Raw genomic sequence first — 23,137 nt, 5'->3', positions numbered from 1 at the left:
CGCTGTAACGCGGGGTTTAAAAGGTACTCTATGAAACAATTCACACCCCGACCCTACCAAAACCTCATTATTAATCACGAACTGGATATACCCCGCTGCAACGTGTGGGCGGGAATGGGTATGGGCAAAACGGTAGCAACATTAACTGCAATGGAAGATCTCTACATGGCAGGTATGGAAACCCAACCAACATTAGTATTGGCGCCGTTACGTGTAGCCCGCTCCACATGGCCGGACGAGGCGGACAAATGGAACCATTTCCACAATATCGAAGTTCAACCCGTTGTAGGCAGTGCAAAAGAGCGCATGGACGCGCTCAAAAATACCAATGCCAGTGTATTCACCACTAACTATGACAATCTCGTCTGGCTGGTGGAAACATTAGGTGATAAATGGCCGTTCGCTACCGTCATTGCCGATGAGAGTACACGGCTAAAATCGTTCCGGCTACGTAAAGGGGGAAAGCGAGCCGCTGCACTGGCAAAGGTTGCACATAAACATGTCAGACGCTGGGTCAATCTCACAGGCACACCCTCCCCAAATGGTCTGGTCGATTTATGGGGGCAGGCGTGGTTTATCGATCAGGGCGAACGACTAGGCCGGACGTACAGTGCGTTCACCTCGCGCTGGTTCAATAGTATTCGTTTCCCTGGGCAACAATGGGTGAAACTGGAGCCGTGGCCATTTGCCCAAGAGCAGATGCAAACCGCGTTGAATGACGTGACCATCGCGCTAAACGCGGCGGACTGGTTTGATATTCAGGAGCCTATCCACAACGTGATCAGTGTCGATTTGCCGTCCAAGGTTCGCCAGCAATACCGCGCGATGGAAAAAGAAATGTTCATGGAATTAGGTAGCACTGGGGTTGAGGCACTGAACGCTGCGGCCAAAACCGTTAAATGCCTGCAAATCGCCAGCGGTGCTATCTATACCGACGAGAATGGCGGTTGGCAGGAACTGCACGACGCCAAACTACAGGCATTAGATAGCATCATCTATGAATCCGCTGGAATGCCGGTGCTCGTTGCCTACCACTGGAAACACGATTTAGAACGTTTACAGAAAGCATTCCCGAAAGGGACGCATCTTGATTCAGATCCGCAGACACTGCGCGACTGGAACAACGGAAAGATCCCCGTCATGTTCGCCCACCCCGCCAGCGCCGGGCACGGGTTAAACCTGCAAGACGGCGGAAATATCCTGGTGTTTTTCTCTCACTGGTGGGATCTGGAACAGTACCAGCAAATCATTGAACGCATCGGCCCTACCCGACAGATACAAGCCGGACACAACCGCCCTGTGTTTGTTCACCATATTATCGCAGCCCGTACGATGGATGAGATGGTGATGGAACGGCGAAACTCAAAACGCGAAGTACAAGACATTTTATTAGAGGCAATGAAGAAGAGGTAAATTTTCTGCAACACCGTTTATGTAACTGTGACGTTCAATACGAACGGTTAATAGATAATCGAGGTCAATATGGATGTAAAAATCGGCATCATTAGCGATTCTGATATCGCCGAACTGACGGGTTACCAAATTCCGTCAAAGCAATGCGCAGTGCTGAAAAACGCAGGCATATTTTTTATTGTTCGACGAGACGGGCGACCTAGAACCACGTGGGAACATTTTAACAACCCTCTGTCCCAGCGTGTTAGAAACTATGCTCCTGCTCCTCAAGAACCCAATTTTGGAGCGTTAGACTAATGGGCAGAAAACGCAAAAATCCCGCGGATAACTGGATGCCTCCGCGCGTTCGACGGGGGAGATCAGCGTATGAGTTTCAGACCTATGATAACCGGACAGTCCGTTTGTGTGAATTCTCAGCGACTCAGGCCGAGGTTTGGGTTGCATACGAAAAATTAATCGCCAATCAGAAAAATGACGAGACACTAAACGGTTTGGTTAAAGCGTTTTTTCTTTCCCCTGATTTTTCCGCACTGGCTACCGAAACCAAAAAAGATTACCGAAAATATGCAGGTAAGCTGTTACCTGTATTTGGGAATATGTTACCGGACAATATCAAACCGGAGCATATTCGAAAGTACATGGATAAACGCGGATTAAAAGCCAAGACACAGCCTAATCGCGAGAAAAATTTCTTGTCTCGTGTATATGGCTGGGGGTATGAAAGGGGAATTGTACGTAGTAACCCGTGTAAAGGTGTTCGCCAATTCAAGGAAATTCCTAGGGATCGGTATATCACCGATGATGAATACAATGCTATCTACTCCGTTGCCCCACCAGTAGTTCAGGTTGCAATGGAGCTAGCCTATCTGTGTTGTGCCCGACAGGCTGACGTTCTGGCATTGACCTATGCGCAGGTGCGGGAAGATGGTATTTTCATTAAGCAGGGAAAAACGGGCGTTGCCCAAATCAAAGCCTGGACAGAACGGCTAGATAATGTAATTGCAATGAGTAAAGCGTTACCGTTAGATAATGGTGTTAGCAGTATTTATGTGCTCCACCAGCGCAAAGGGTCTAAGTACACCCGTGATGGGTTTAACAGCCGCTGGAAAAAAGCCAGAGCCGCCGCTATTGAAAAATTTCCAGAGCTGGACTTTAACTTCACATTTCATGATCTGAAAGCAAAAGGGATTTCAGATCTAGAGGGTACACTGGCCGAAAAACAAAAAATCACTGGACATAAAAACATTACTCAAACGGCAAGATATGATAGAAAAGTGAATGTTGTTCCGGTCGTTGGGGGACAAAAAAAGTAAACGGATGGTCAAAAAATATAGTGAAAGAATATAGTGAACAAATAGTGAAACGTGATTTGAGTCATAAAAAAAGCCACCCAAAGGTGGCTCTTTTTTTACCCTAACTCACTGTTTAACAGCAAGTTTTTATATGGTGCCCAGGGCGGGACTTGAACCCGCACAGCCTTACAGCCGAGGGATTTTAAATCCCTTGTGTCTACCGATTTCACCACCTGGGCTGAATTTGGAGGCGCGTCCCGGAGTCGAACCGAGGTGGACGGATTTGCAATCCGCTGCATGGCCACTCTGCCAACGCGCCTTTTGGAGCGGGAAACGAGACTCGAACTCGCGACCCCGACCTTGGCAAGGTCGTGCTCTACCAACTGAGCTATTCCCGCCTTTCTTCGAACCTCTTGATTTACTTAACTTGTTTCGTAAACCTCATGTGCCGTTCGATGCGTTGCATTCTACTTACTTCACGAAATGAGTCAATACAATTATTTATAAAACTCGTTCGTTCGATGATTTTTGCGTCACTCGGATCAACTTTCACGCAAATCATCCCATGCAGCGCTCAAATATTGAAACATTGACCAGAATGTCAAGACCGCAGCAGCGTATAATAGGATGAATCCTCCCACTTCAAGTTCAATGCAAGGACGCCATAATAAGGCAACCAATGCCGCCATTTGTGCTGTAGTTTTTATTTTTCCCATCCAAGAAACAGCGACACTACTGCGTTTTCCCAATTCCGCCATCCACTCACGCAGAGAAGATATGATGATCTCACGAGCAATCATCGTCGCAGCAGGCAGAGTGATCCACCACGTATGGTAATGTTCTGCAATCAGTACCAGCGCAGTAGCCACCATAACTTTATCCGCCACCGGATCAAGAAATGCGCCAAAACGCGTCGTCTGTTTCCACAAACGGGCAAGAAAACCATCAAACCAATCTGTTGCAGCAGCAATAATAAAGATAATGGCACATAACATCGGTGCCCATTGAAATGGCAAGTAAAATGCCAAAACAAAGAATGGAATTAAGGCAATACGAAATAGGGTAAGCCATGTTGGAATATTTAATTGCATAATGCTTAGTAACTATCTGCCCAAGTTAAGTTTATCAGTATGGTGCATCAATACTTCTAGTGTTTCAACGCATTATAGATTTTTTCTGCCAATGCATAAGAGATAGAAGGCACTTTTGCGATCTCTTCTACACTTGCGTTGCGTAAAGGTTGTAATCCACCCATATATTTAAGTAACATTTGTCTACGTTTTGGCCCAATACCATCAATTGATTCCAATGTACTGGTCTTTTTCACTTTTTCCCGACGTTGACGATGCCCTGTAATGGCATGGTTGTGAGATTCATCACGAATATGTTGAATAACGTGTAACGCAGGTGAATCAGGAGGAAGTGCCGTCCCTTCTCCTTCCGCTTCAAAAAATAGAGTTTCTAACCCAACCTTACGATCACTACCTTTCGCAACGCCAATCAGCTTAGGATACTTTTTATTCCATTCAACCTCCAAAGAATCGAAAACTTCAATCGCACGTGCAAGCTGCCCTTTTCCACCGTCAATAAAAATAATGTCCGGGATTTTTGTCTGATCGATAGCTTTGCTATATCGACGACGCAAGACTTGATTCATCGCAGCATAATCATCTCCTGGAGTGATACCTGTAATATTATAGCGTCGGTATTCTGCACGAACCGGGCCATTAGCATCAAAAACAACACATGATGCAACAGTTTGTTCTCCCATCGTGTGACTGATGTCGAAACATTCCATACGTTGGATTTTTTCAAGGCCGACAAATGTGGTCAGTGATTCTAATCGCTGATGAATTGTCGATTGTTGGGAAAGTTTGGTAATCAAAGCTGTAGCGGCATTAGTACGTGCTAATTTTAAGTAACGCGCTCTGTCGCCTCTTGGCCGTGCCTGGATATAAATTTTTCTGCCCGATATTTCAGCAAGTGATTTTTCCAATAGTTCTTTTTCAGGTAATGCAAAATCCAATAAAATTTCTGTTGGCAACGTCCTGTTTTGACTTCCTTGGAGATAGAATTGACCAAGGAAAGTTTGCACTACTTCATCTAATTTCGTATCAGCCGGAATTTTAGGATAATAACTTCGGCTGCCCAATATCTTGCCCTGACGGATAAATAAGACATGCACACAAGCCATTCCCGCCTCAAAAGCGACGCTAATAACATCAAGATCATCACCTTCTCCGGAAACAAATTGTCGTTCCGTAACTTGCCGTACTGCTTGGATCTGATCGCGATAACGGGCAGCCTCTTCAAATTTAAGCTGTTGACTCGCTTTTTCCATTTTTGCAACCAGCTCATCCAATACTTGCTGATCTTTCCCCGCCAAAAACAAGCGGACGTATTCAACTTGCTGCTGATATTCTTCATCTGTTACAAACCCCTTAACACAAGGGGCCAGGCAACGCCCAATCTGATATTGCAAACAAGGTCTTGAACGATTGCGATACACATTGTCTTCACATTGGCGAATAGGAAATAGTTTCTGCAATAAAGCCAAAGTGTCACGTATTGCATGAGAATTGGGGAATGGGCCGAAGTATTCTCCTTTCGCATGCCTGGCTCCACGATATAAGGATAAACGGGGATGGATATTACTACTCAAGAAAATATAAGGATAAGATTTATCATCTCTCAGTAATACATTGTAGCGAGGCTGATACAGCTTGATGTAGTTATGTTCGAGCAGGAGCGCCTCTGTCTCTGTATGGGTAACGGTGACGTCTATCTGGACGATATTTTTCACTAATGATTCTGTTTTGCGACTACTAACTTGTGCCCTAAAATAGCTAGATAACCGTTTTTTTAGATCCTTAGCTTTACCAACATAGATCACTGTGCCAGTGATATCATACATGCGGTAGACGCCCGGCTGACTGGTAACTGTTTTTAAAAATGCATTTGAATTAAATAGTTCCGTCATGACTGATCACCCATCAAATCTTATTACCCACCGTGAGTTACCATATTCTGCGCATCAAGCAATCCACAGCGTATTGCCATATGGGTCAATTCTACATCACCTTTGATATTTAGTTTACTGAACATCCTATAGCGGTAACTATTCACTGTTTTTGGACTCAGATTAAGCAACTCAGAAATCTCATTAACTTTACGCCCCTGAGTTATCATTGTCATGATCTGCAATTCCCGCTCCGAAAGTTCATCCAACGGGTTTTCTTTTGGGGGTGATAACTGGTTGAGTGCCATCTGCTGGGCTATGTCCGGTGAAATGTAACGCTGGCCTGCATAAACAGCCCGAATTGCATTGATCATATCCTGAGGCGCTGCAGCCTTGCTCAAATATCCCCTAATCCCTGCTTGCATTACTTTTGTGGGCAAAGAACTTTCAGTATGGATAGTTAGCATAATCACTCGTGTATCAGGTGAATAACGGATGATTTTTTTAGCCGCCTCCAACCCTCCTATACCGGGCATTCCCATATCCATCATGACAATATCCGTGCTGTTTGATCTACACCATCTGACCGCATCTTCGCCACTACTGGCTTCTCCTACGACTTTTATCCCTTTTATATCATCAAGGACGCCTTTCACACCAATGCGCACCAGTTCATGGTCATCAACTAATAAAACATTAATCAAACAACATCTCCACTAACGTAATATCCACAATAATGATAAAATTAATAAACTCCAAAACAAAACGGACACGCTGAGTTTATCTTTATGATTTGCATAAGATAAATTGACAAAAGATAACATTCTCTCTCGAATGAGATCAAAACCTTTTGGATGAGATAACAGATTATACTAACATTAGTGCAAAACAGAAAGAAAATTGTTACATATCAATGAAATGAAATAAACATATAGCCAATTAATTTCATTTAATATTTTGTTAATAACATATCTCTATATTATTTATAGCAATCCATTTTAACCCAGAACAATATGAGGGTGTTACTTCCCCCATATTGCAGCGATTATTTAAATAAATTAAGGAGATCTGCTTTAGTCAGCATAGGGGTTTTTTCAACAAAGTTATAATACGCTGGCTTACTGTCCACATAAATTTGGCGAGATAATTTACCTGAATTACTATTCTCAAACAAAGCAACTGGGACATAATAAGCGCTTGGTTGATGCAGGTGGTAAAAAAGATGTGTGCCGCATCTGTTACAGAAAGCGCGCTCTGCCCATTCGGATGACGGATATGTTGAAATATTTTCAGCTCCCTCTATTTTTAGATCATCCTTACAGTCTACAGATAAAAATGGCCCCCCATTCCATTTTTGACACGTTTCACAATGGCATACGTGAATATCTTCAATGCGTTGATTGGTTTTCACACTCACCACACCACATAAACAATGACCTTTATTCATCATTTAACTCTCTATCTATAATAAATTTAAAGGGAAAAATTTTATATCTGAGATTGAATAAATCTACCACTATATTTCATCAAAATACCATATTCACTACAATGCCCCTCTAATTTTTAGCCATACAAATACGTTCTAGAAACTTCAAGTTATGGCTTGATAACAGGAAAATAAGTTATTTATTTTTCCACGTCTTCGTTATCCTCCTCCTCTTCATCATCATCTATGTGCCAGCTATGCAATATTCGGTGGACAAAAGGCGTCACCACCATACCTACTGCGATAAAAAAGATAGCCTGAAGGAATAGTCCATAAACGGCAGCAAAATATTTTCCCAGAGTACTGACTGGTTCAATATGCAAGTTTTGTGTCCCAATCATTGAAACTGAATTTAGTATTGCATCAGGAATAGCATGGCTTTCGATCAAGAAAAAACCCAGTACACCAGGAATAATACCGATCAGAAAGATAATGAATGCATGCAAAATAAAGCGCAGTATCCGTAAAAGAAATCGGTCAAAGCTAATTAATTTATCAGTAAATTTTTCCATACCAGATCTCCACTAATAAATTAGTTACCATGGTGATTGTATGTTAGTTTTTATTTTTATCAATGTTCATGAACCGGACATCACTCAATATTCCCTGCCCCAAGAGCACACCCACAATAGTGATAACAACACCAATCATTTGTGGCAAGCTGGGTATATTTCCCATCATTAGCTGTATAATGAGTGAAAACATGGGAACAAAGTTAAAAAATACCGCCGTTTTTCCTGCTCCACGAATAGCAACCCCCATATTCCAAAAAAGATAGGCAACAGTAGAACCACCAATACCTATATAGAGACAGGCCAAATGGCTTTCAAATGTTCCGGAAGATAATGCAGTTATTGGCGATTCCACAAAAATCGCAATAAACACTAATATGATCGCACCAAAAAGCATCGTCCAGCTCGTAGTCGCCAATGGCGTCGCATCTTTGACAAATACCCGTGTTCCCACTGTGTAAATTGACCAACCAAGACTTCCCATAAAAATGATTATATCTCCGATTACTACATCGCCCAAAATCAATTTACCGTTGGTAATAACCAAAGCAACCCTCAACAAACTGATCGCCATACCAATAACTCGCATCAATCCAGGTAACCTACGATTTATAATAGCTTCCAGAATATTGGCAGAGATAGGCGTCGTTGCCACAATCAGAGCAGCCGTAACGGGGTTGGAACTTTGAAGACCAACAAAAAATGCCCCATTAAATCCCGCCACACCAATTGCTCCAAGAACAATAAAAGCCAACCAATTTTGTTTCAAAACATTACTGTGAATCCCCTCTTTCCATACAAAAAAAATAAAAATACAGATAACTGCATAAAAAAAACGCTCAACAGAAGCTGTCCACGGAGGCAAACTCGTAAGTGCAAATTTTGTTACCTGAAAATTTGATCCCCAAAAGAATGTTGCAATTAACGTCAGTACAATCGCTAACTGTGGAGTTGTTTTCATATTCATTACCCTATCTTAATTTATCTTAAACAAAGTGATCCTTGGCAAAATCATTGTGGCATCTTTTAAAATTGAAATATTTAGGCAAAATTGGTAATCAAATTTTCAGAAATGGAAAACAAATCATGCAATCACTTATTTGGGATGATATCCGAATATTCCTGGCAATCGAACGAGCAGGTACTATCAGTAAAGCAGCTGAGCTTCTTGGTATTGGTGTGGCAACGGTATCGAGAAAAATTGAACGTCTGGAAAATACCTTCGGAATGCCATTATTTTTGCGGCATCAAACAGGTTATCAACTAACAGAGGATGGCGCAGAACTATTGGAAAAAGCCAAAACCATGGAGATGGCAGCAAGTTCATTTCTGTTTGAAGCCGATCTACGGGCAACGATTGCAGGCAGTGTACGCCTTGCAACACTCGAAACATTATCCAATTATTTAATTATGCCAAACTTGCTGACCTTACAAAAAAATCACCCAAACCTGACATTAGAAATCACAACGGATAACTACCCGGTAAACCTTCACCGCCGCGATGCTGATTTAGCACTTCGTATCATCAGACCGGAGCAAGGCCATGTTAATGTCCGACAACTAGGAACGCTGGGGTTTGGCCTTTATGGAAGCGAAGCCTATTTAGCCACCTGCACTTCCGGTATATTTAGAGGTGAATACAACGACGCCCATTTTATTGGCTGGACAAGTGAATACTCGCAATTTCCTTCCGTTAACTGGCTTAAACAAGTCTTACAAGGGCGCTCTCTTTCAGTCGCAACAACTTCGATTTGTTCTCAAATTGCAGCAGCAACTGCGAATCTGGGATTAGCCGTGCTACCTCATATTGCAGCCAATAACGCAGGGCTTACTTGTATTTCGCCTGAGTTAGGCATAGATAAACCCATCTGGCTTGTTATTCAATCTGATTTAGCCCATTCCCCCAGGATACGGAAAGTAGCAGATTTTTTAGCAGATGTGGTTTTTCAAAATCAGGATAAACTGTCAGGACGGTCACACCAAACGGGCATACTATAATCATTCAGCATGACCAACTGTGGCACGCTTGGTTGGATAAGCAATAAATAAGAGTATCGTTATACAATGGTTGATCCGCTTCCAGGTCTGGCCTAGCCAAAAAATTTTTTTTCAACAAATCGCTCAACAAGCAGCTAGCCATGCTGGATATACTAATTTCAATCCGGACTCCTGCCTAATCAATTGCTATCGGCCAGGCTCCCGTTTAAGCTTAGATTAAGATGTTAAAGATGAATAAATATTTTCCATCCGATTATATCCGTCTCTATGAGATTACCTGTTAAAACAAGTTAACAAATATCCTGATAATAAATTAATTAATTGAAATAGAAGTAAAAACACCCAAATAAAAAACTCTAAAAATAAACCAAACAATTTAATATCTTTAATAAATTGAAAACACAGATAAAATCGGATAAAAATAATTTCCTATCCGATTTCACATACATATTATTTACAATATATTTGTTCACGTTATGATCTAGTTGTGATATTGTGACTTATAACATAACCTAATAGTCATAGCATTAGGTAAATTCGATATTAATATGAGAGGTATTATTGTCTCATTAAAGCAATTTCTTAAAAAAGAAATTTTTTAACAATCTATTGAAACATAATGCAGTAAGACTGCTACTTCTACTATCGGGGCAGCCAAGTAATTTCTCTAAAATTGGTATATGTTCTTAATTATCATTAATATGCCGCTATATTCATATATAGAAAAAACGGGAAAATGCTTACTCATTTTTAATCATGAGGTTATTATGTTAATCATTGATGAAAAAAACAAAAGCATAAGAAACATGTTTTCTAACTTGTTTCATCATCCTTCAGTCAATAAAAAGAAAGAAAATGGAGAGATCATTAACTTATTAATTGGATGGGATGAGCGACATAAGAATATTATTGAAAATATTTCAAGTGCCACGACAGAATTCCCTTTGCTGAAAATTTATTTACTGCCTCTCGATTCTACTCCTTCATCAATTTTAATTGAACAAATTGAAAAATGTGATGTTTTCATGTTTTTTTATCTTTCATCAACATTAAAACCTTTTACATCATCTGGGCCTCAGTTTTTATCTCCCATAAGGCAAGTCATGCAAGAAAATTGGCGAAAATCAATTATCTTTAAGGATTATGGTGAACATTTTTATGAAGCTTTCTCTGAGCAAATAGAAATAATAAGTAATAGAAACCAATCATGGACATCAATTGATGGTAAAGATAGTTATGATATCACTCCTGGTGAAATAGCAACAAAACTGCACAATCTAGAAGGATGTATCACTTTTAGTGGTACTTTTCTCAGCACTATCCCTTTTGCTATTAAATATGGTGTCGTAAAAGATTTTTTCAGAATAAAAGTAAAAAATAGCCAAATCATTGACTTTACATGCCGTGATCCTATTTTCTCCCAAGATTTTGACAAATATTTATCCGCAAATCCAAGCAATAGTGTGATTGAAGAATTTGGTATTGGGACAAATTATGGTGTTAAAAGGCTGTACGGTTTAAACGCTGGTTTTGAAGAACGACATCCTGGCCTGCATCTTGGATTAGGTGGCGGTGCAATGGGTAGCCACCATTTAGATCTTATTTTTCAAGGAGGAAACCTATTCTTTGATAAGAAGAAATTTTTTCATAAAAAATTATTTAATATTTAGATTAAAAATAACTTCATAAAATTCAATTTCATATATGGCAACCAATAAAAACAATATTATAATTACTTCAAAGTCTAAAAAACCAACTAAACAGTAAAATATTTATACATAATTAATAGAATCGTACCATTACACCAGATAAAAGCATTTTTTATTTTTTGCACAACATATTTATTTACAATCCATTTTTCTTCATTATCATATAGCATTGTTACCTGCAACATATCATAGATAAATTATTCGTCATATAGTCTAATCATCATAAACTTATTAAAGTTGAGGTTAATATGGAAGATATCACTATCGAATTAAGCGAATGGTTTGAAGAAGAAACTTTTGAAGAGGCTGTTGAAATTATGCAAGAAAAAGCCGTTGTTCCCGTTGGAACAGCCATGTGGCCTATTTAAAAGAATATATATTCTTCACATTAGTATATTAATGATTATATAAGACGGAGAAATTCTTCTCCGTCTTCATATTTCAAGTTTTCTGCAAAATTCCTTTTGCCAAGAGCCAGTTTATTATTTACTACTATAACCTCTAAAAGCATCATACAAATCGACTATTAATTAATGCCATCCCCATCACATCACAATATTGACCATTTCTAAACGACTGCATACGCCGTATGCCTTCAGCTTCAAAACCAAATTTTTTATACAAGGCAATCGCTTTTTCATTATCAGTAAAAACTTCCAGTTCAATTCTGATGCAGCCTAACCAATTGAATGCATAGTCAATGGTAAAAGCCATCAACTTTGAACCAACACCCTTACCAAAATAAGCCGCATCAACACCGATACCAAGCCCCACGACATGTCTAAGTCTCGGATTAGCATAGGTAAATAATGCTATTGTACCCACGACCTTGCCATTTACTTCGGCCACAAAATCAATATGCCCTTGTGTTTTCTTTAATTTTAAACGTTCACGCCACATTTCATGCGAAGGACATGGTCGTTGTAACGTATTGAAGTAAACATCAGGGTGGCTAAAAATTCGTTGATAATGCTCAGCATCCTCTGGCTCAGTTGCCCTTATTATAATTTCCATACACACCTCTTTTTAACTTGCCCTCTTTATAATTACCTGATAAAGAAACAAATGTAAATAGTGTGTTAAATATCTATTTAAAGTAATAATTCAGCTTTCCACTGAAATTATTTCATACCCATTTATTTTTTTGGAGTTCATATGGTTCAGGAAAATGTAGCTATTTTTGAATTACTCAAAAGCCTTGAAGTGAGTCTTCACGGTAAAAAAAGAAATAATGCCGATTGGCTGAATATGATATTACACGATGACTTTCTAGAAATTAGTAAATCAGGTTATGTTTATACTAAAAAAGAGGTGCTCGATGCATTAACTACGGAAATAAAAACTACTTTTCAACTTTTCTCAAAAGATTTTTCTATGAGTTGTCTTGATGAAAATATTATATTATTAACTTATCAGTCTTACGAATTGGATCGAACTGGCACCCTATTCAATCAAGCATTTCGTTCATCAATTTGGCAATTATCTTCAACCGGTAAATGGCAGCTTAGATTTCATCAAGGTACGATCATACCTGTTTAAGATAAAAAATGGCCCAATATTTGGGCCATCAGAATTAATCAGCAGGATCCTTTTACTTAATGAGTAAGGCGGGTTTTACGCTTTTTCACAATCTGAAACCCGATCATTAGAATAATAAACCAAATTGGTGTGGCCACTAACGCTTGGCGAGTATCTGGCTGCAAGGAAAGCAATACCAAAACAAAAGCAAAGAAAACCAAGCATACCCAAGACATTACAATACCAAATGGCATTTTATACACCGAAGCCTGGTGTAGTTCTGGGCGACGCTTTCTATAAACCAGGTAGGAACATAAGATCATGCTCCAAATAAACATAAACAGGATCGCAGAAACGGTTGTCACTAGAGTAAAAACTCTCATCACATCGGGGATAAAATAGATCAAAATGACCCCCAAAGAGAGGCACAGACAAGTAAAAATCAACCCTGATGCAGGAACCGAACGACGGGAAAGAAGGCTAAACTGCTTTGGTGCATCTCCTTCTTTCGCCAGCCCGAATAACATCCTGCTAGTAGAGAAAACCCCACTATTTGCCGAAGATGCCGCAGAAGTCAAAACCACAAAGTTAACAACGCTGGCGGCGGCTGGCAATCCGATCAAGATAAACAATTCCACGAAAGGACTTTTATCCGCACTGACGGCTCGCCACGGTGTGACTGACATAATGACAATCAGAGCTAACACATAAAACGTGATAATGCGGATTGGAATAGCATTAATCGCTTTTGGTAAAGATTTCATCGGATTTTTAGTTTCCGCTGCGGCAGTTCCCACCAACTCAATACCAACAAAAGCAAATATCGCGATCTGGAACCCGGCAAAAAAACCACTTAACCCCATGGGGAACATACCACCATCATTCCAGACATTAGAAAGTGCTGCAACATGTCCTGCTGGTGATTTAAAGTTGATGCCAATCAAAATGCCTCCTGTCACAATCAAGGCAATAATGGCAATAATTTTGATCATGGCAAACCAAAACTCCAGTTCACCAAACAGCTTAACTGTCGCGAGATTCAGAGTTAACAATATCAGAACACACAAAAGCGAAGTTCCCCATTCTGGAAAGCCGGATACCCAATACCCAACATAAGCAGTGATGGCAACAATATCTGCTATACCAGTAATTACCCAGCAGAACCAATAAGTCCAGCCTACAAAAAAACCGGCCCATGACCCTAGTAAATCCGCGGAGAAATCGCTAAACGACTTATAGTGCAAATTAGAAAGCAATAACTCTCCCATTGCCCGCATAACAAAAAACAGCATAAAGCCTATGATCATATAAACAAAAATGATCGATGGCCCCGCAAGAGAGATGGTTTTGCCTGATCCCATAAACAGGCCAGTACCGATGGCACCACCAATTGCGATTAGCTGTATATGTCGGTTGGTGAGACTTCGCTGCAAGTGCGAGCTTCCAGTTTCAGTAGTGTGAGTGGGTTGTATTTTTTCTTCCATAGTTGTATCCAATTTATTCTCACAGCATGGCCTTAATACCCTCAAGCTGTGTTTAATAGAACATTTTGACATAGACAACCGCGCTATTAACAGAAGGATTTCACATGAAAAACAGAGTGATTACAATTCGACCAATTAGTTAAGGGTTTTCTGTGCGTATTTTATTCAATTAGTAAAAAAATGGATATAGGCCATTGACGCCCAGTTGACGTTGGAGAATAATTAATCGTGTTGGGTCGTTAGCTCAGTCGGTAGAGCCGTTGACTCTTAATCAATTGGTCGGGAGTTCGAGCCTCCCACGACCCACCAAATTTTAATAATTAAATCATAGTATTAAGCCACTTTTCGCAAGTGGCTTTTTTGCATTTTATAACCAGTGGCGACAAAGTGGCGATAGGGATTTTTGGGCTATATTTTCCCATGCTCTTTTAGTTTTCGTACCATGTACGATTTTATATTGGCATTCGTACAAGGTACGAATAAACTATTTTCCATAAACGGCAAGGATGTGTTTTTAAGGAATACCTACTTTTTATCGAAACCCCTGTATTTAGTAGAGATCGAGCTGATTTATTAACCGATGATGAATTCAGAAAACTACAGGAGCACTTACTAAAGAATCATGAACAAGGTAGTACCATTAGCGCTACTGGAGGATGTAAGAAAATTCGCTGGCAGCGAGAAGGAATGGGAAAAAGTGGCGGAGTAAGAATCATCTACTACACCATCACGAAAACAGGAAGGCTTTATCTTCTTTTGATTTACCCTAAGAATAAAAAAGATGATTTAACCCCAAAAGAGAAAGAAGTACTTAAAGCCATCAGTAACAAATTGCAATAATCAACGCCGCGTAGATACGCGGCAATGTTCATACAACGGAGAAACTATGGACAAAAAACTTTTTGATGATCTGGTTGAAAGCATGAATCAGATGGTAGCGATTGAAAAAGGAAAGCTTTCCGTTCCTGTTGAAAATATTCATCGCCACCGTCTGCCTGATGTAAAAAACCTACGCGAAACCTTTGGGTTAAAACAAAGTGAATTTGCCGAAGCTGTTGGCGTTTCTGCTTCCCTAATTCAAAGTTGGGAGCAACACCGCCGTATTCCTTCTGGTTCATCACTTAAGCTGCTTAAGATGCTTGAGCGTAATCCTGCGCTGATTAGTGAATTAAGCGCACTTTAATTTTCTTCCTTGCCCTGATGTAAGGAGAGAAAGTAATTTCAGTTCCGCATATCTTGCAAGGCCGCATTCCATCTGATTTCTATGATGATATGCGGCTTTATTTTGTGATCCATTCATCCCACGTAAAATAGAATTTTTCCTTTAATATCATCATATTGATATTTGCCCCGCGATCCGTTTGCGATCCAAAAGCTGGAATTGCCTGAAAATCTTTTCACGTCTTTCAGTTCGGGATTTTTCCCACGCCGCCAGTACTGGCGCGCTCTGGCGATTCGGTTTGCAGGATTTTAAAACTGAAAAAACTTTTTGATCCAAAACGTGCAGGCAGGTGAAACATGCTCGCCTGATTTGGTGTTATAGCTAAATCATACTAATATGACATAATATCTAAACCTAAGATGACAAGGCATAAAATGAGATGGGCTACAGCTTAGATTTTCGAAAGCGAGTACTGGCATACAAAGACCAGGGCAAACGGGTCTAAATTGACCAATTAATTTTTTAAGATACTTTTGCCCATTCAATGTGTCATTAATAACGCATTGTGGTTTATCATCTATATTTCCGTCCACATCACCCTGAACCCCCACGATGAAAACCACCTCTATCAGTCACGCCTTCGGGCATCTCAGCGATCCGCGTGTCAACCGGACTCAGCGTCACTCGCTTATCGATATTCTCACTATCTCAATTTGTGCCATCATCTGCGGCTATGAAAATTTCAATGATATTGAAGAATATGGCAAGACCAAAGAAGACTGGTTCAGGCAATTTCTGGCGTTACCGAACGGAATACCCAGTCATGATACCTTCAATGATGTTCTCAACCGACTCAATCCACACGAGTTTAGCCATGCCTTTACCGCGTGGGTGAAAAGTCTGGCTAACCTGTCCGAAGAGATTATTGCGGTAGACGGTAAAACGATGCGAGGCACGCTGGATAAAGCCAGGGGTGTCCCGGCTATCCATCTAGTGAGTGCTTGGTCCGTCGCCAATCAGCTGTGTTTTGGTCAAGTGAAAGTGTCGGACAAATCCAATGAGATCACTGCGATCCCCACACTGCTGGCCTTACTGGATATTGAAGAAGCAACAATCACGATTGATGCGATGGGTTGTCAGTCTCAGATAGCGGAGCAAATTGTGACAGGTCAGGCTGATTATGTCTTGGCGTTAAAAGGCAACCAAGGCGAATTTTATGAGGATATCAAGCTGTTTTTAGATACTCATCTGGCCACTCACTTTACCGGGATAGCACATGACCGAAACCGATGTGTCGACGGGGATCATGGGCGTATAGAACAGCGGCAAGTATGGCTGGTCAGTGATGTTAACGGGCTGAAAGAACGGCATCCGCAATGGAAAACGTTGGGCGGAGTTGCCGTGGTTGAATCTCATCGGGAAATCAAAGGGAAAGCGGAGACGTATGAACGACGTTACTACATCACCAGCCATCAGGCTAAGACCGCCCAATTTATCGCGTATGCAATACGCAGTCATTGGCACATTGAATCGAAATTACACTGGCAGTTGGATGTGAGTTTCCATGAAGACAAAAACCGCCTGAGAAGTGGTTACGGTGCAGAAAATATAGCCTTAATGAATAAAATCGCGTTAAACCTGCTAAAAAACGAGAAAACGGTTAAAGTCAGTATTAAAACCAAGCGACATAAAGCAGGTTGGGATAATAGCTATATGCTGAAAGTCCTTACGATGGGTTTTACGTCAGTATAATTTAGACCCGTTTGCCCTAGACTGGGAACATATCAATCTGACAGGCGATTATATCTGGCGAAGCAAACGTACGTCCGCTTCCGGTAAGTTCCCAAGCCTAAGATTGTGAAAAGTTTTTAATTTTGATACAAACATAAATAAATAATCCAACACCCACCGACTCAAGTCGGTGGGTGAGTGATTAACGGACTGAAAGCCCCGATACACATCGGCTGAACGATGCGTCAATTGTCCATCCTAAAGTTATCATCCGAGTTCGATTCAAAATGATGCGCCAGATAAGCCTTTATCATCTCTTCCGTTAACTGACCTAACTTACCGTAGCACAACTTCTCCTGTCAGCACTTTGTACCTGTATTTCGTTACCCACACAAAATAATATTCAATCCTAAATACCGTGTGGCTGCCATATCTGTAATCCATATTGCACCTCTCGTGCAACACAGTATCACAGCTAAAGCTGACTGACTAAAATCGGTTTTAACCTTTCATATGGAAAAAATAAATAAATAAATATTTATACACTTTTAAATAAAAGTAAAATTATGAAATCTGCTTTAATCATTAGCATCTTAAATATTTCGGTAATTATATGTGCCGTGGTGGTGGCAAGGCTCGTAGCAAAGTTAGCATTTGTTGAATATCAACATCTGTTTTCTACATAATAATACAACTAAATGAATTAGTAAGCATCAGGCCCTACCATCAAAGAACTAATATAATTATTGGTGTCACATTGAATCATAACTTTTTGTCCGCTAGATGCAGCATAAATTGCCGTTGCAAGCATGGCGTTCCCTGCAGGGGTATCAACTTGATAAGCCCCCCAATACCAAGCCTGGGCACCTTCTTTATTTTTAATGGTATAAGTTGTCCAGTTTTTATTACCACCATATCCTACAGATAGAGAAATAAGATAACCCGCATTGAGAGTGCAGTCTTTTGCAGGATTCGTCTTAATTATTGAGCCAACTATATTTAATTTAGGTTGTGTATTATTTGTAGTATCTTTAGGTGTAGCAGCCGCTACATTGCTAATTATACTCAAAAATAAAGCAAGTATAGAAAATGTTTTCATCTTATTTAACCTCTTTTTTAACGTACTTATTCATATGTAGTATATTCAATTTTCCAACTGATTGTTTTAACTTTGTCCCAACAACTCCACCACTGGACTAGATTATAGGCATTGCTCGTTTTTACAGTAAAAGAATAAACTGAACCTGAATTAACATGAAATGAACTAGGGCCTATGTCATTATAACAACTAGAAGTAATATATGAAATGTTTGCTGTTCCACTTCCTTTATTTTCAACCATCATATTATCGGTTGATTCTACGATGGTCGAATGGTGAGTTACGTTAGCTTTTTCTGTGTTTTGAGTGCGATCAAGAGTTTCTTTTTTATAGTTTGTTTTATCATCAAATATTATCACTTGAAATTTATTGGATGATGAATAGTCTCCAACAGAAGGGGAGCATGCACTTTCACTTCCATCACAAATTAACCTAAGCTTAATCTGACAACCACCCTGACGAGTAAAGGTACTATACCATGAACTGAAAGCCCAAGTCTTTGTTGTGGTTAGCTCTACTCCGCATGTTTTAGTTTTAGGCTTGGGCTTGGGCTTGGGCTTAGGCTTAGGCTCAGAGTGAGTTAGCAATATATTGGTAATGGGAATTAAACTTTTTGCCAGGGGGTAAACAACAAAAAAATCAATGCATTGTGAATCCCCCAAACTTTTCTTTGTATGCGATAATGGAGGAGAATGTCCACGCCCACAATTTATCTTTTCCCCGTGATTATATGAAGCTGAATAACGGTTGTTGACTGGATCATTTTCATTAAATGCGGCATAGCTTTGTACCGCTGAAACAGACAGTGTAAAACTTAGAAAAAATATCGTCTGTAATCGTTTCAAAAAAAATTTCATACATTTAATTTCCTTTGATTTTTTTAAATATAATGTTTGTGGCGGTTTACCTTGGGATTATAAACATTCATCTTCCGCCGCCATTATTTCTCAGCGCAAACTTTGCTAAACTCATGATATGCATCCCTACATTACCAAGCGTCTGGTCCAACCCATAAAGATTTTATGTTATAATCATTTCCATCACTTCCTACAGTGCATTGAGCAGAGACTTTTTCTCCACTGGCAGCGGTATACATTGCTACAGTATTGATCGCTTTACCTGCATCTGTGTTTGCATCATATTGCGTCCAATACTCTTCACGATTTTTCCTGTTTTTATCCATGACTGCAATATTTATCCAATTTTTGGTATTACCAGTCGTACTTCTGCCTACATACCAAATACCAACCGAGCTAACATAGCCCAAATAGTTAACCTGATCGGTACAACTTTTTTTACCATTTGAAAAATCGATTAGTTCATATTTAAGTCGAGCAGATTCTTTTTTTGTAATAGAATTCAATTGGGTTTTGTCAGTTTCTGCATGAGCGATATTTACAATACTAAAAGCTAATAAGCTAATAGCTAGTTTTAAAATATTTTTTTCATGTTGACCTTTTATTTAATAATTAATTTTCATGATATGATATTTAATCCGAATTCTGGATAAGAAATTGACGAGAAGTCTGTTCCGGAAGCAAAACTTTGGTGAACGCCAAAAACCGCTCCGGGAGGAACAGGCTATGAATAACTTAGTTGAAATTTTCTGCGATGTCGACAATTTTTGTCGTTTTTTCATCCCCACTGGACGCAGTTTTGTCTTGATAACGGATACCGTCTACGCCACCGACGAAATCGCATGTGTTCCAGTGAAATCATGACCATTTTGATCCTCTTTCATCTGTCATATTACCGTGATTTTAAACATTTTTATCTGGTGCATATTTGGAAATATCACCACAACGATTTTTCCACCTTGCTCAGTTATACCCGTTTTATTAGTATCTCCCCTTCCGTTTTTTAACAGGTTCTCTTTACGGCAATAAAGGCTATCTCAGCCAGGAACTCACGGGCGATTTAGCAAAAAGCGAGATCACGCTTATCACTAAAAACACCGCAATATAAAAGCCCGCCGATTTGCTGAGTAGCATAATATGATGTTATCAAAACGATTTATCATCGAAACGATCAAGCCGTCATTGAAAAATTTTATCCATTGCTCACAACACATCATATAACTGGCTTTCACTCAAACTGTTATAGTCAATATATAAAAAATTGTCACTATTATACCCCATTTCCCTGTGTTCTACTTGTCTGCACCTTCTAACTTCGTTTACCCATATACCCAAAGATTGCAATAAGAGGTCACTATGTTAGGGTTAACTGCCCTTGAACTCGCAAGGATACAATTCGCCTTTACTGTTTCTTTTCACATTATCTTTCCTGCCATTACCATAGGCTTGGCAAGCTTTCTGGCGGTATTGGAAGGCTTATGGCTTAAAACACGTAATACGGACTACAAAACGTTATATCATTTCTGGTCAAAAATTTTTGCGGTTAATTTCGGTATGGGAGTTGTTTCTGGCTTGGTGATGGCTTATCAGTTCGGCACCAACTGGAGTTTCTTTTCTGATTTTGCCGGTACCATTACAGGCCCGTTGTTGGTATATGAGGTGCTGACCGCATTTTTTCTTGAGGCTGGATTCCTTGGTGTCATGCTGTTTGGCTGGCATCGGGTCGGAGAAAAGCTACATTTTTTCTCAACTTGTATGGTGGCACTCGGCACAATTATTTCTACATTCTGGATATTGGCCTCTAATAGCTGGATGCAAACACCACAAGGCCATGAAATTATAGATAATCTAGTTGTTCCTGTTGATTGGTTCGCGGTGATTTTCAATCCATCTTTCCCCTATCGCCTGCTGCATATGGGGACTGCGGCATTCCTGGCCTCAGCATTTTTCATTGCTGCTTCTGCTGCCTGGCATTTGCTGAAAGGCAATGATTCATCCGCCATGCGGAAAATGTTGTCAATGGCGATGTGGATGATCCTGATTATTGCCCCATTACAAGCCGTGATTGGCGATATGCACGGATTGAATACGTTAAAACATCAACCGGCTAAAATCGCTGCGATGGAAGGTCATTGGGAAAATCATCCTGGTGAAGCCACCCCACTGATTCTATTTGGCATTCCCAATCAGGAAGCAGAAGAGACACGTTATGCAGTCAAAATCCCCTATCTTGCCAGCCTGATTCTGACACACAGTCTGGATAAACAAGTTCCGGCACTGAAAGAATTTGCCCCGGAAGATCGCCCAAATGCTTTTATGGTGTTTTGGTCATTTCGCATCATGGTGGGATTGGGGATTTTGATGATTTTTGCCGGCGCCTGGGGACTATGGTTGCGTCATAAAAAACGCCTGTATGAAAACCCGCTCTTCCTCCGCTTTATGCTTTTGATGGCACCTTCCGGCCTTATTGCAATTCTGGCAGGCTGGTTCACAACAGAAATTGGCCGCCAACCGTGGGTCGTCTACGGCTTAATGCGCACCAAAGATGCGGTATCTGCACACGGTGAAATCCACATGAGCATCAGCCTACTTATTTTCTTTGTCGTCTATGCCGCCGTCTTCGGTGTTGGTTACGCCTATATGATGAAACTTATCCGTAAAGGTCTTCCACCAGTCCCAAATAAGGAGTCAGTAAATGGGCATTGATCTTCCTCTCATTTGGTTCCTGATCATCATATTTAGCACCATGATGTATATCGTGATGGATGGTTTTGATCTTGGAATCGGCATCTTATATCCAGCGATTAAAGAGCAATCCGATCGTGATCTGATGATGAATTCTGTTGCTCCTGTCTGGGATGGTAATGAAACTTGGTTAGTGCTGGGAGGCGCTGGGTTATTTGGCGCGTTCCCACTGGCTTATGCGGTAGTTTTAGATGCATTGGCAATCCCATTGACCATTATGTTATTGGGCCTGATATTTCGTGGTGTTGCTTTTGAATTTCGTTTCAAGGCCACACCAAAGCACCAACACTTCTGGGATAAGGCATTTATGGCCGGTTCGATTCTCGCCACCTTTATGCAAGGTATCGTTGTTGGGGCAGTTATTGCAGGTTTTCCTGTCGAAAATCGTGTTTATATCGGCAGCCATTTTGATTGGCTGGCTCCTTTTCCTCTATTTTGTGGGATTGGACTTGTCATCGCTTATGCCTTATTGGGGTGTGGTTGGCTAGTGATGAAAACAGAAGGCCACTTGCAACAACAGATGTATCGTGTTCTGCATCCCTTGACATTGCTGATGCTAGCAATTATTGCCATTATCAGTATTTGGACACCACTTGCCCACTCAACGATTGCCGAACGCTGGTTCAGCTTACCGAATCTATTTTTCTTCATGCCCGTACCATTATTGGTATTATGGTCAAGCTGGCTGCTATTGAAATCTAACCAGAACTCAAGCCATTACACCCCGTTTTTGGCAGCACTGTTGTTAATTTTCATGGGCTTTACTGGATTAGGGATCAGCATTTGGCCGAACATTATCCCGCCCTCTATTAGCTATGAAGAGGCGGCCTCCCCTCCTCAATCATTGGGTTTTATGCTGGTTGGTGCTCTGTTCATTATCCCGATAATTTTGACTTATACCTTTTGGAGTTATTATGTCTTCCGAGGAAAAATCACCCATGAACAAGGCTACCATTAAAACAGCATCACAACGCCCTTCACTCTGGAAGCGCTTGGGTTGGATGGTGGCAATTTGGTTTTGCAGTGTAATGGCCTTATACGCTGTATCCACGTTATTTCGTACTCTAATGACAATGGCGGGAATGAAGATCAAGTGATAACTAACTTTTCTAATTACTGAGACGATATCTTATATCCCCCAGCCACAAAGTTAACTGGGGGATTTATTCCTA

23 protein-coding genes, 4 tRNA genes and 2 pseudogenes are annotated in these 23,137 nt (G+C 40.4%); 14 read left to right on the top strand and 15 right to left on the bottom strand.

The window, feature by feature from the left end:
* The first annotated feature begins 30 nt into the window (after positions 1-30).
* The 3 genes from Xets_RS14690 to Xets_RS14680 all read left to right on the top strand — a co-directional run bounded on the left by Xets_RS14690 (position 31) and on the right by Xets_RS14680 (position 2,726).
* Positions 31-1,413, top strand: coding sequence for a DEAD/DEAH box helicase (locus Xets_RS14690; RefSeq protein ID WP_187651983.1), 1,383 nt, complete (start codon positions 31-33; stop codon positions 1,411-1,413).
* Positions 1,414-1,482: 69 nt separating this feature from the next.
* A complete protein-coding gene (locus Xets_RS14685; protein ID WP_187651982.1) occupies positions 1,483-1,710 on the top strand; it encodes a DUF4224 domain-containing protein in 228 nt (75 codons plus the stop codon).
* Positions 1,710-2,726 (top strand): tyrosine-type recombinase/integrase, encoded by a 1,017-nt coding sequence (locus tag Xets_RS14680; RefSeq protein WP_187651981.1) that lies wholly within the window; start codon positions 1,710-1,712, stop codon positions 2,724-2,726. Before Xets_RS14685 ends, Xets_RS14680 begins: the two co-directional genes overlap by 1 nt.
* A 131-nt stretch (positions 2,727-2,857) precedes the next feature.
* Here Xets_RS14680 and Xets_RS14675 read toward each other — a convergent pair.
* The 9 genes from Xets_RS14675 to Xets_RS14635 form a co-directional block, all read right to left on the bottom strand.
* Positions 2,858-2,944: transfer RNA gene (locus Xets_RS14675), tRNA-Leu, on the bottom strand.
* A 6-nt stretch (positions 2,945-2,950) separates the two neighbouring features.
* Positions 2,951-3,024: transfer RNA gene (locus Xets_RS14670), tRNA-Cys, on the bottom strand.
* A gap of 3 nt (positions 3,025-3,027) precedes the next feature.
* Positions 3,028-3,103, bottom strand: a tRNA-Gly gene (locus tag Xets_RS14665).
* A gap of 144 nt (positions 3,104-3,247) precedes the next feature.
* On the bottom strand, positions 3,248-3,796 hold the full coding sequence (gene pgsA, locus Xets_RS14660) for a CDP-diacylglycerol--glycerol-3-phosphate 3-phosphatidyltransferase (protein ID WP_099133554.1): 549 nt from the start codon (positions 3,794-3,796) through the stop codon (positions 3,248-3,250).
* 56 nt (positions 3,797-3,852) lie between these two features.
* A complete protein-coding gene (gene uvrC, locus Xets_RS14655; RefSeq protein ID WP_099133555.1) occupies positions 3,853-5,685 on the bottom strand; it encodes an excinuclease ABC subunit UvrC in 1,833 nt (610 codons plus the stop codon).
* Between the two features lie 23 nt (positions 5,686-5,708).
* Positions 5,709-6,368, bottom strand: coding sequence for a UvrY/SirA/GacA family response regulator transcription factor (uvrY, locus tag Xets_RS14650; RefSeq protein ID WP_099133557.1), 660 nt, complete (start codon positions 6,366-6,368; stop codon positions 5,709-5,711).
* Between the two features lie 341 nt (positions 6,369-6,709).
* Positions 6,710-7,114, bottom strand: a complete 405-nt coding sequence (locus Xets_RS14645) for a GFA family protein (protein ID WP_338066714.1) — start codon at positions 7,112-7,114, stop codon at positions 6,710-6,712.
* A gap of 176 nt (positions 7,115-7,290) precedes the next feature.
* On the bottom strand, positions 7,291-7,662 hold the full coding sequence (locus Xets_RS14640; RefSeq protein ID WP_099133559.1) for a hypothetical protein: 372 nt from the start codon (positions 7,660-7,662) through the stop codon (positions 7,291-7,293).
* Between the two features lie 43 nt (positions 7,663-7,705).
* A complete protein-coding gene (locus Xets_RS14635) occupies positions 7,706-8,629 on the bottom strand; it encodes a DMT family transporter (RefSeq protein ID WP_255430661.1) in 924 nt (307 codons plus the stop codon).
* Between the two features lie 119 nt (positions 8,630-8,748).
* Between Xets_RS14635 and Xets_RS14630 the strand changes: the two genes are divergently transcribed.
* Both Xets_RS14630 and Xets_RS14625 read left to right on the top strand, forming a co-directional pair.
* Entirely contained in the window at positions 8,749-9,660 is a 912-nt protein-coding gene (locus tag Xets_RS14630) for a LysR family transcriptional regulator (protein ID WP_099133609.1), read from the top strand.
* Between the two features lie 767 nt (positions 9,661-10,427).
* On the top strand, positions 10,428-11,330 hold the full coding sequence (locus tag Xets_RS14625; RefSeq protein ID WP_187651980.1) for a leucyl aminopeptidase: 903 nt from the start codon (positions 10,428-10,430) through the stop codon (positions 11,328-11,330).
* Positions 11,331-11,879: 549 nt separating this feature from the next.
* Here the strand turns inward: Xets_RS14625 and Xets_RS14620 are convergent.
* On the bottom strand, positions 11,880-12,383 hold the full coding sequence (locus tag Xets_RS14620; RefSeq protein ID WP_099133564.1) for a GNAT family N-acetyltransferase: 504 nt from the start codon (positions 12,381-12,383) through the stop codon (positions 11,880-11,882).
* 141 nt (positions 12,384-12,524) lie between these two features.
* On the opposite strand from Xets_RS14620, the gene Xets_RS14615 reads away from it, so the two are divergent.
* A complete protein-coding gene (locus Xets_RS14615; protein WP_099133566.1) occupies positions 12,525-12,908 on the top strand; it encodes a DUF4440 domain-containing protein in 384 nt (127 codons plus the stop codon).
* 56 nt (positions 12,909-12,964) lie between these two features.
* On the opposite strand, the gene cycA is transcribed toward Xets_RS14615, so the two are convergent.
* Entirely contained in the window at positions 12,965-14,371 is a 1,407-nt protein-coding gene (cycA, locus tag Xets_RS14610) for a D-serine/D-alanine/glycine transporter (protein WP_099133568.1), read from the bottom strand.
* Between the two features lie 233 nt (positions 14,372-14,604).
* On the opposite strand from cycA, the gene Xets_RS14605 reads away from it, so the two are divergent.
* The 4 genes from Xets_RS14605 to Xets_RS14590 all read left to right on the top strand — a co-directional run bounded on the left by Xets_RS14605 (position 14,605) and on the right by Xets_RS14590 (position 17,285).
* Positions 14,605-14,680 (top strand) — tRNA-Lys (locus tag Xets_RS14605).
* 177 nt (positions 14,681-14,857) lie between these two features.
* Positions 14,858-15,211 (top strand): type II toxin-antitoxin system RelE/ParE family toxin, encoded by a 354-nt coding sequence (locus Xets_RS14600; RefSeq protein WP_187652033.1) that lies wholly within the window; start codon positions 14,858-14,860, stop codon positions 15,209-15,211.
* A 46-nt stretch (positions 15,212-15,257) separates the two neighbouring features.
* Positions 15,258-15,554, top strand: a complete 297-nt coding sequence (gene nadS, locus Xets_RS14595) for a NadS family protein (RefSeq protein WP_099133572.1) — start codon at positions 15,258-15,260, stop codon at positions 15,552-15,554.
* Between the two features lie 591 nt (positions 15,555-16,145).
* Entirely contained in the window at positions 16,146-17,285 is a 1,140-nt protein-coding gene (locus Xets_RS14590; RefSeq protein ID WP_187651979.1) for an ISAs1 family transposase, read from the top strand.
* A gap of 318 nt (positions 17,286-17,603) precedes the next feature.
* On the opposite strand, the pseudogene Xets_RS28725 reads toward Xets_RS14590, so the two are convergent.
* From Xets_RS28725 to Xets_RS14570, 4 genes and pseudogenes are all read right to left on the bottom strand, one after another.
* Positions 17,604-17,708: pseudogene (locus tag Xets_RS28725) on the bottom strand (transposase); the annotation flags it as partial.
* A gap of 259 nt (positions 17,709-17,967) precedes the next feature.
* A complete protein-coding gene (locus Xets_RS14580; protein ID WP_099133574.1) occupies positions 17,968-18,363 on the bottom strand; it encodes a hypothetical protein in 396 nt (131 codons plus the stop codon).
* A 26-nt stretch (positions 18,364-18,389) separates the two neighbouring features.
* Positions 18,390-19,220 (bottom strand): hypothetical protein, encoded by an 831-nt coding sequence (locus tag Xets_RS14575; RefSeq protein ID WP_187651978.1) that lies wholly within the window; start codon positions 19,218-19,220, stop codon positions 18,390-18,392.
* Between the two features lie 131 nt (positions 19,221-19,351).
* Positions 19,352-19,726 (bottom strand): hypothetical protein, encoded by a 375-nt coding sequence (locus tag Xets_RS14570; protein WP_187651977.1) that lies wholly within the window; start codon positions 19,724-19,726, stop codon positions 19,352-19,354.
* 220 nt (positions 19,727-19,946) lie between these two features.
* Between Xets_RS14570 and Xets_RS14565 the strand changes: the two are divergent.
* The 4 genes and pseudogenes from Xets_RS14565 to Xets_RS14550 all read left to right on the top strand — a co-directional run.
* Positions 19,947-20,432 (top strand): annotated as a pseudogene (locus tag Xets_RS14565) (transposase); the annotation flags it as partial.
* Between the two features lie 144 nt (positions 20,433-20,576).
* Positions 20,577-21,926 (top strand): cytochrome ubiquinol oxidase subunit I, encoded by a 1,350-nt coding sequence (locus tag Xets_RS14560; RefSeq protein WP_187651976.1) that lies wholly within the window; start codon positions 20,577-20,579, stop codon positions 21,924-21,926.
* Positions 21,916-22,923 (top strand): cytochrome d ubiquinol oxidase subunit II, encoded by a 1,008-nt coding sequence (cydB, locus tag Xets_RS14555; RefSeq protein WP_187651975.1) that lies wholly within the window; start codon positions 21,916-21,918, stop codon positions 22,921-22,923. The genes Xets_RS14560 and cydB overlap by 11 nt, the downstream gene beginning before the upstream one ends.
* A complete protein-coding gene (locus tag Xets_RS14550; RefSeq protein WP_167450564.1) occupies positions 22,904-23,062 on the top strand; it encodes a DUF2474 domain-containing protein in 159 nt (52 codons plus the stop codon). The genes cydB and Xets_RS14550 overlap by 20 nt, the downstream gene beginning before the upstream one ends.
* The last annotated feature ends 75 nt before the right edge of the window (positions 23,063-23,137 follow it).

Source organism: Xenorhabdus sp. TS4 (genome assembly GCF_014467265.1).
GTDB classification, from domain to species: domain Bacteria; phylum Pseudomonadota; class Gammaproteobacteria; order Enterobacterales; family Enterobacteriaceae; genus Xenorhabdus; species Xenorhabdus ehlersii.
The sequence above is the reverse complement of the archived record's forward strand: the minus strand, read 5'-3'. Positions and strand labels throughout refer to the sequence as shown.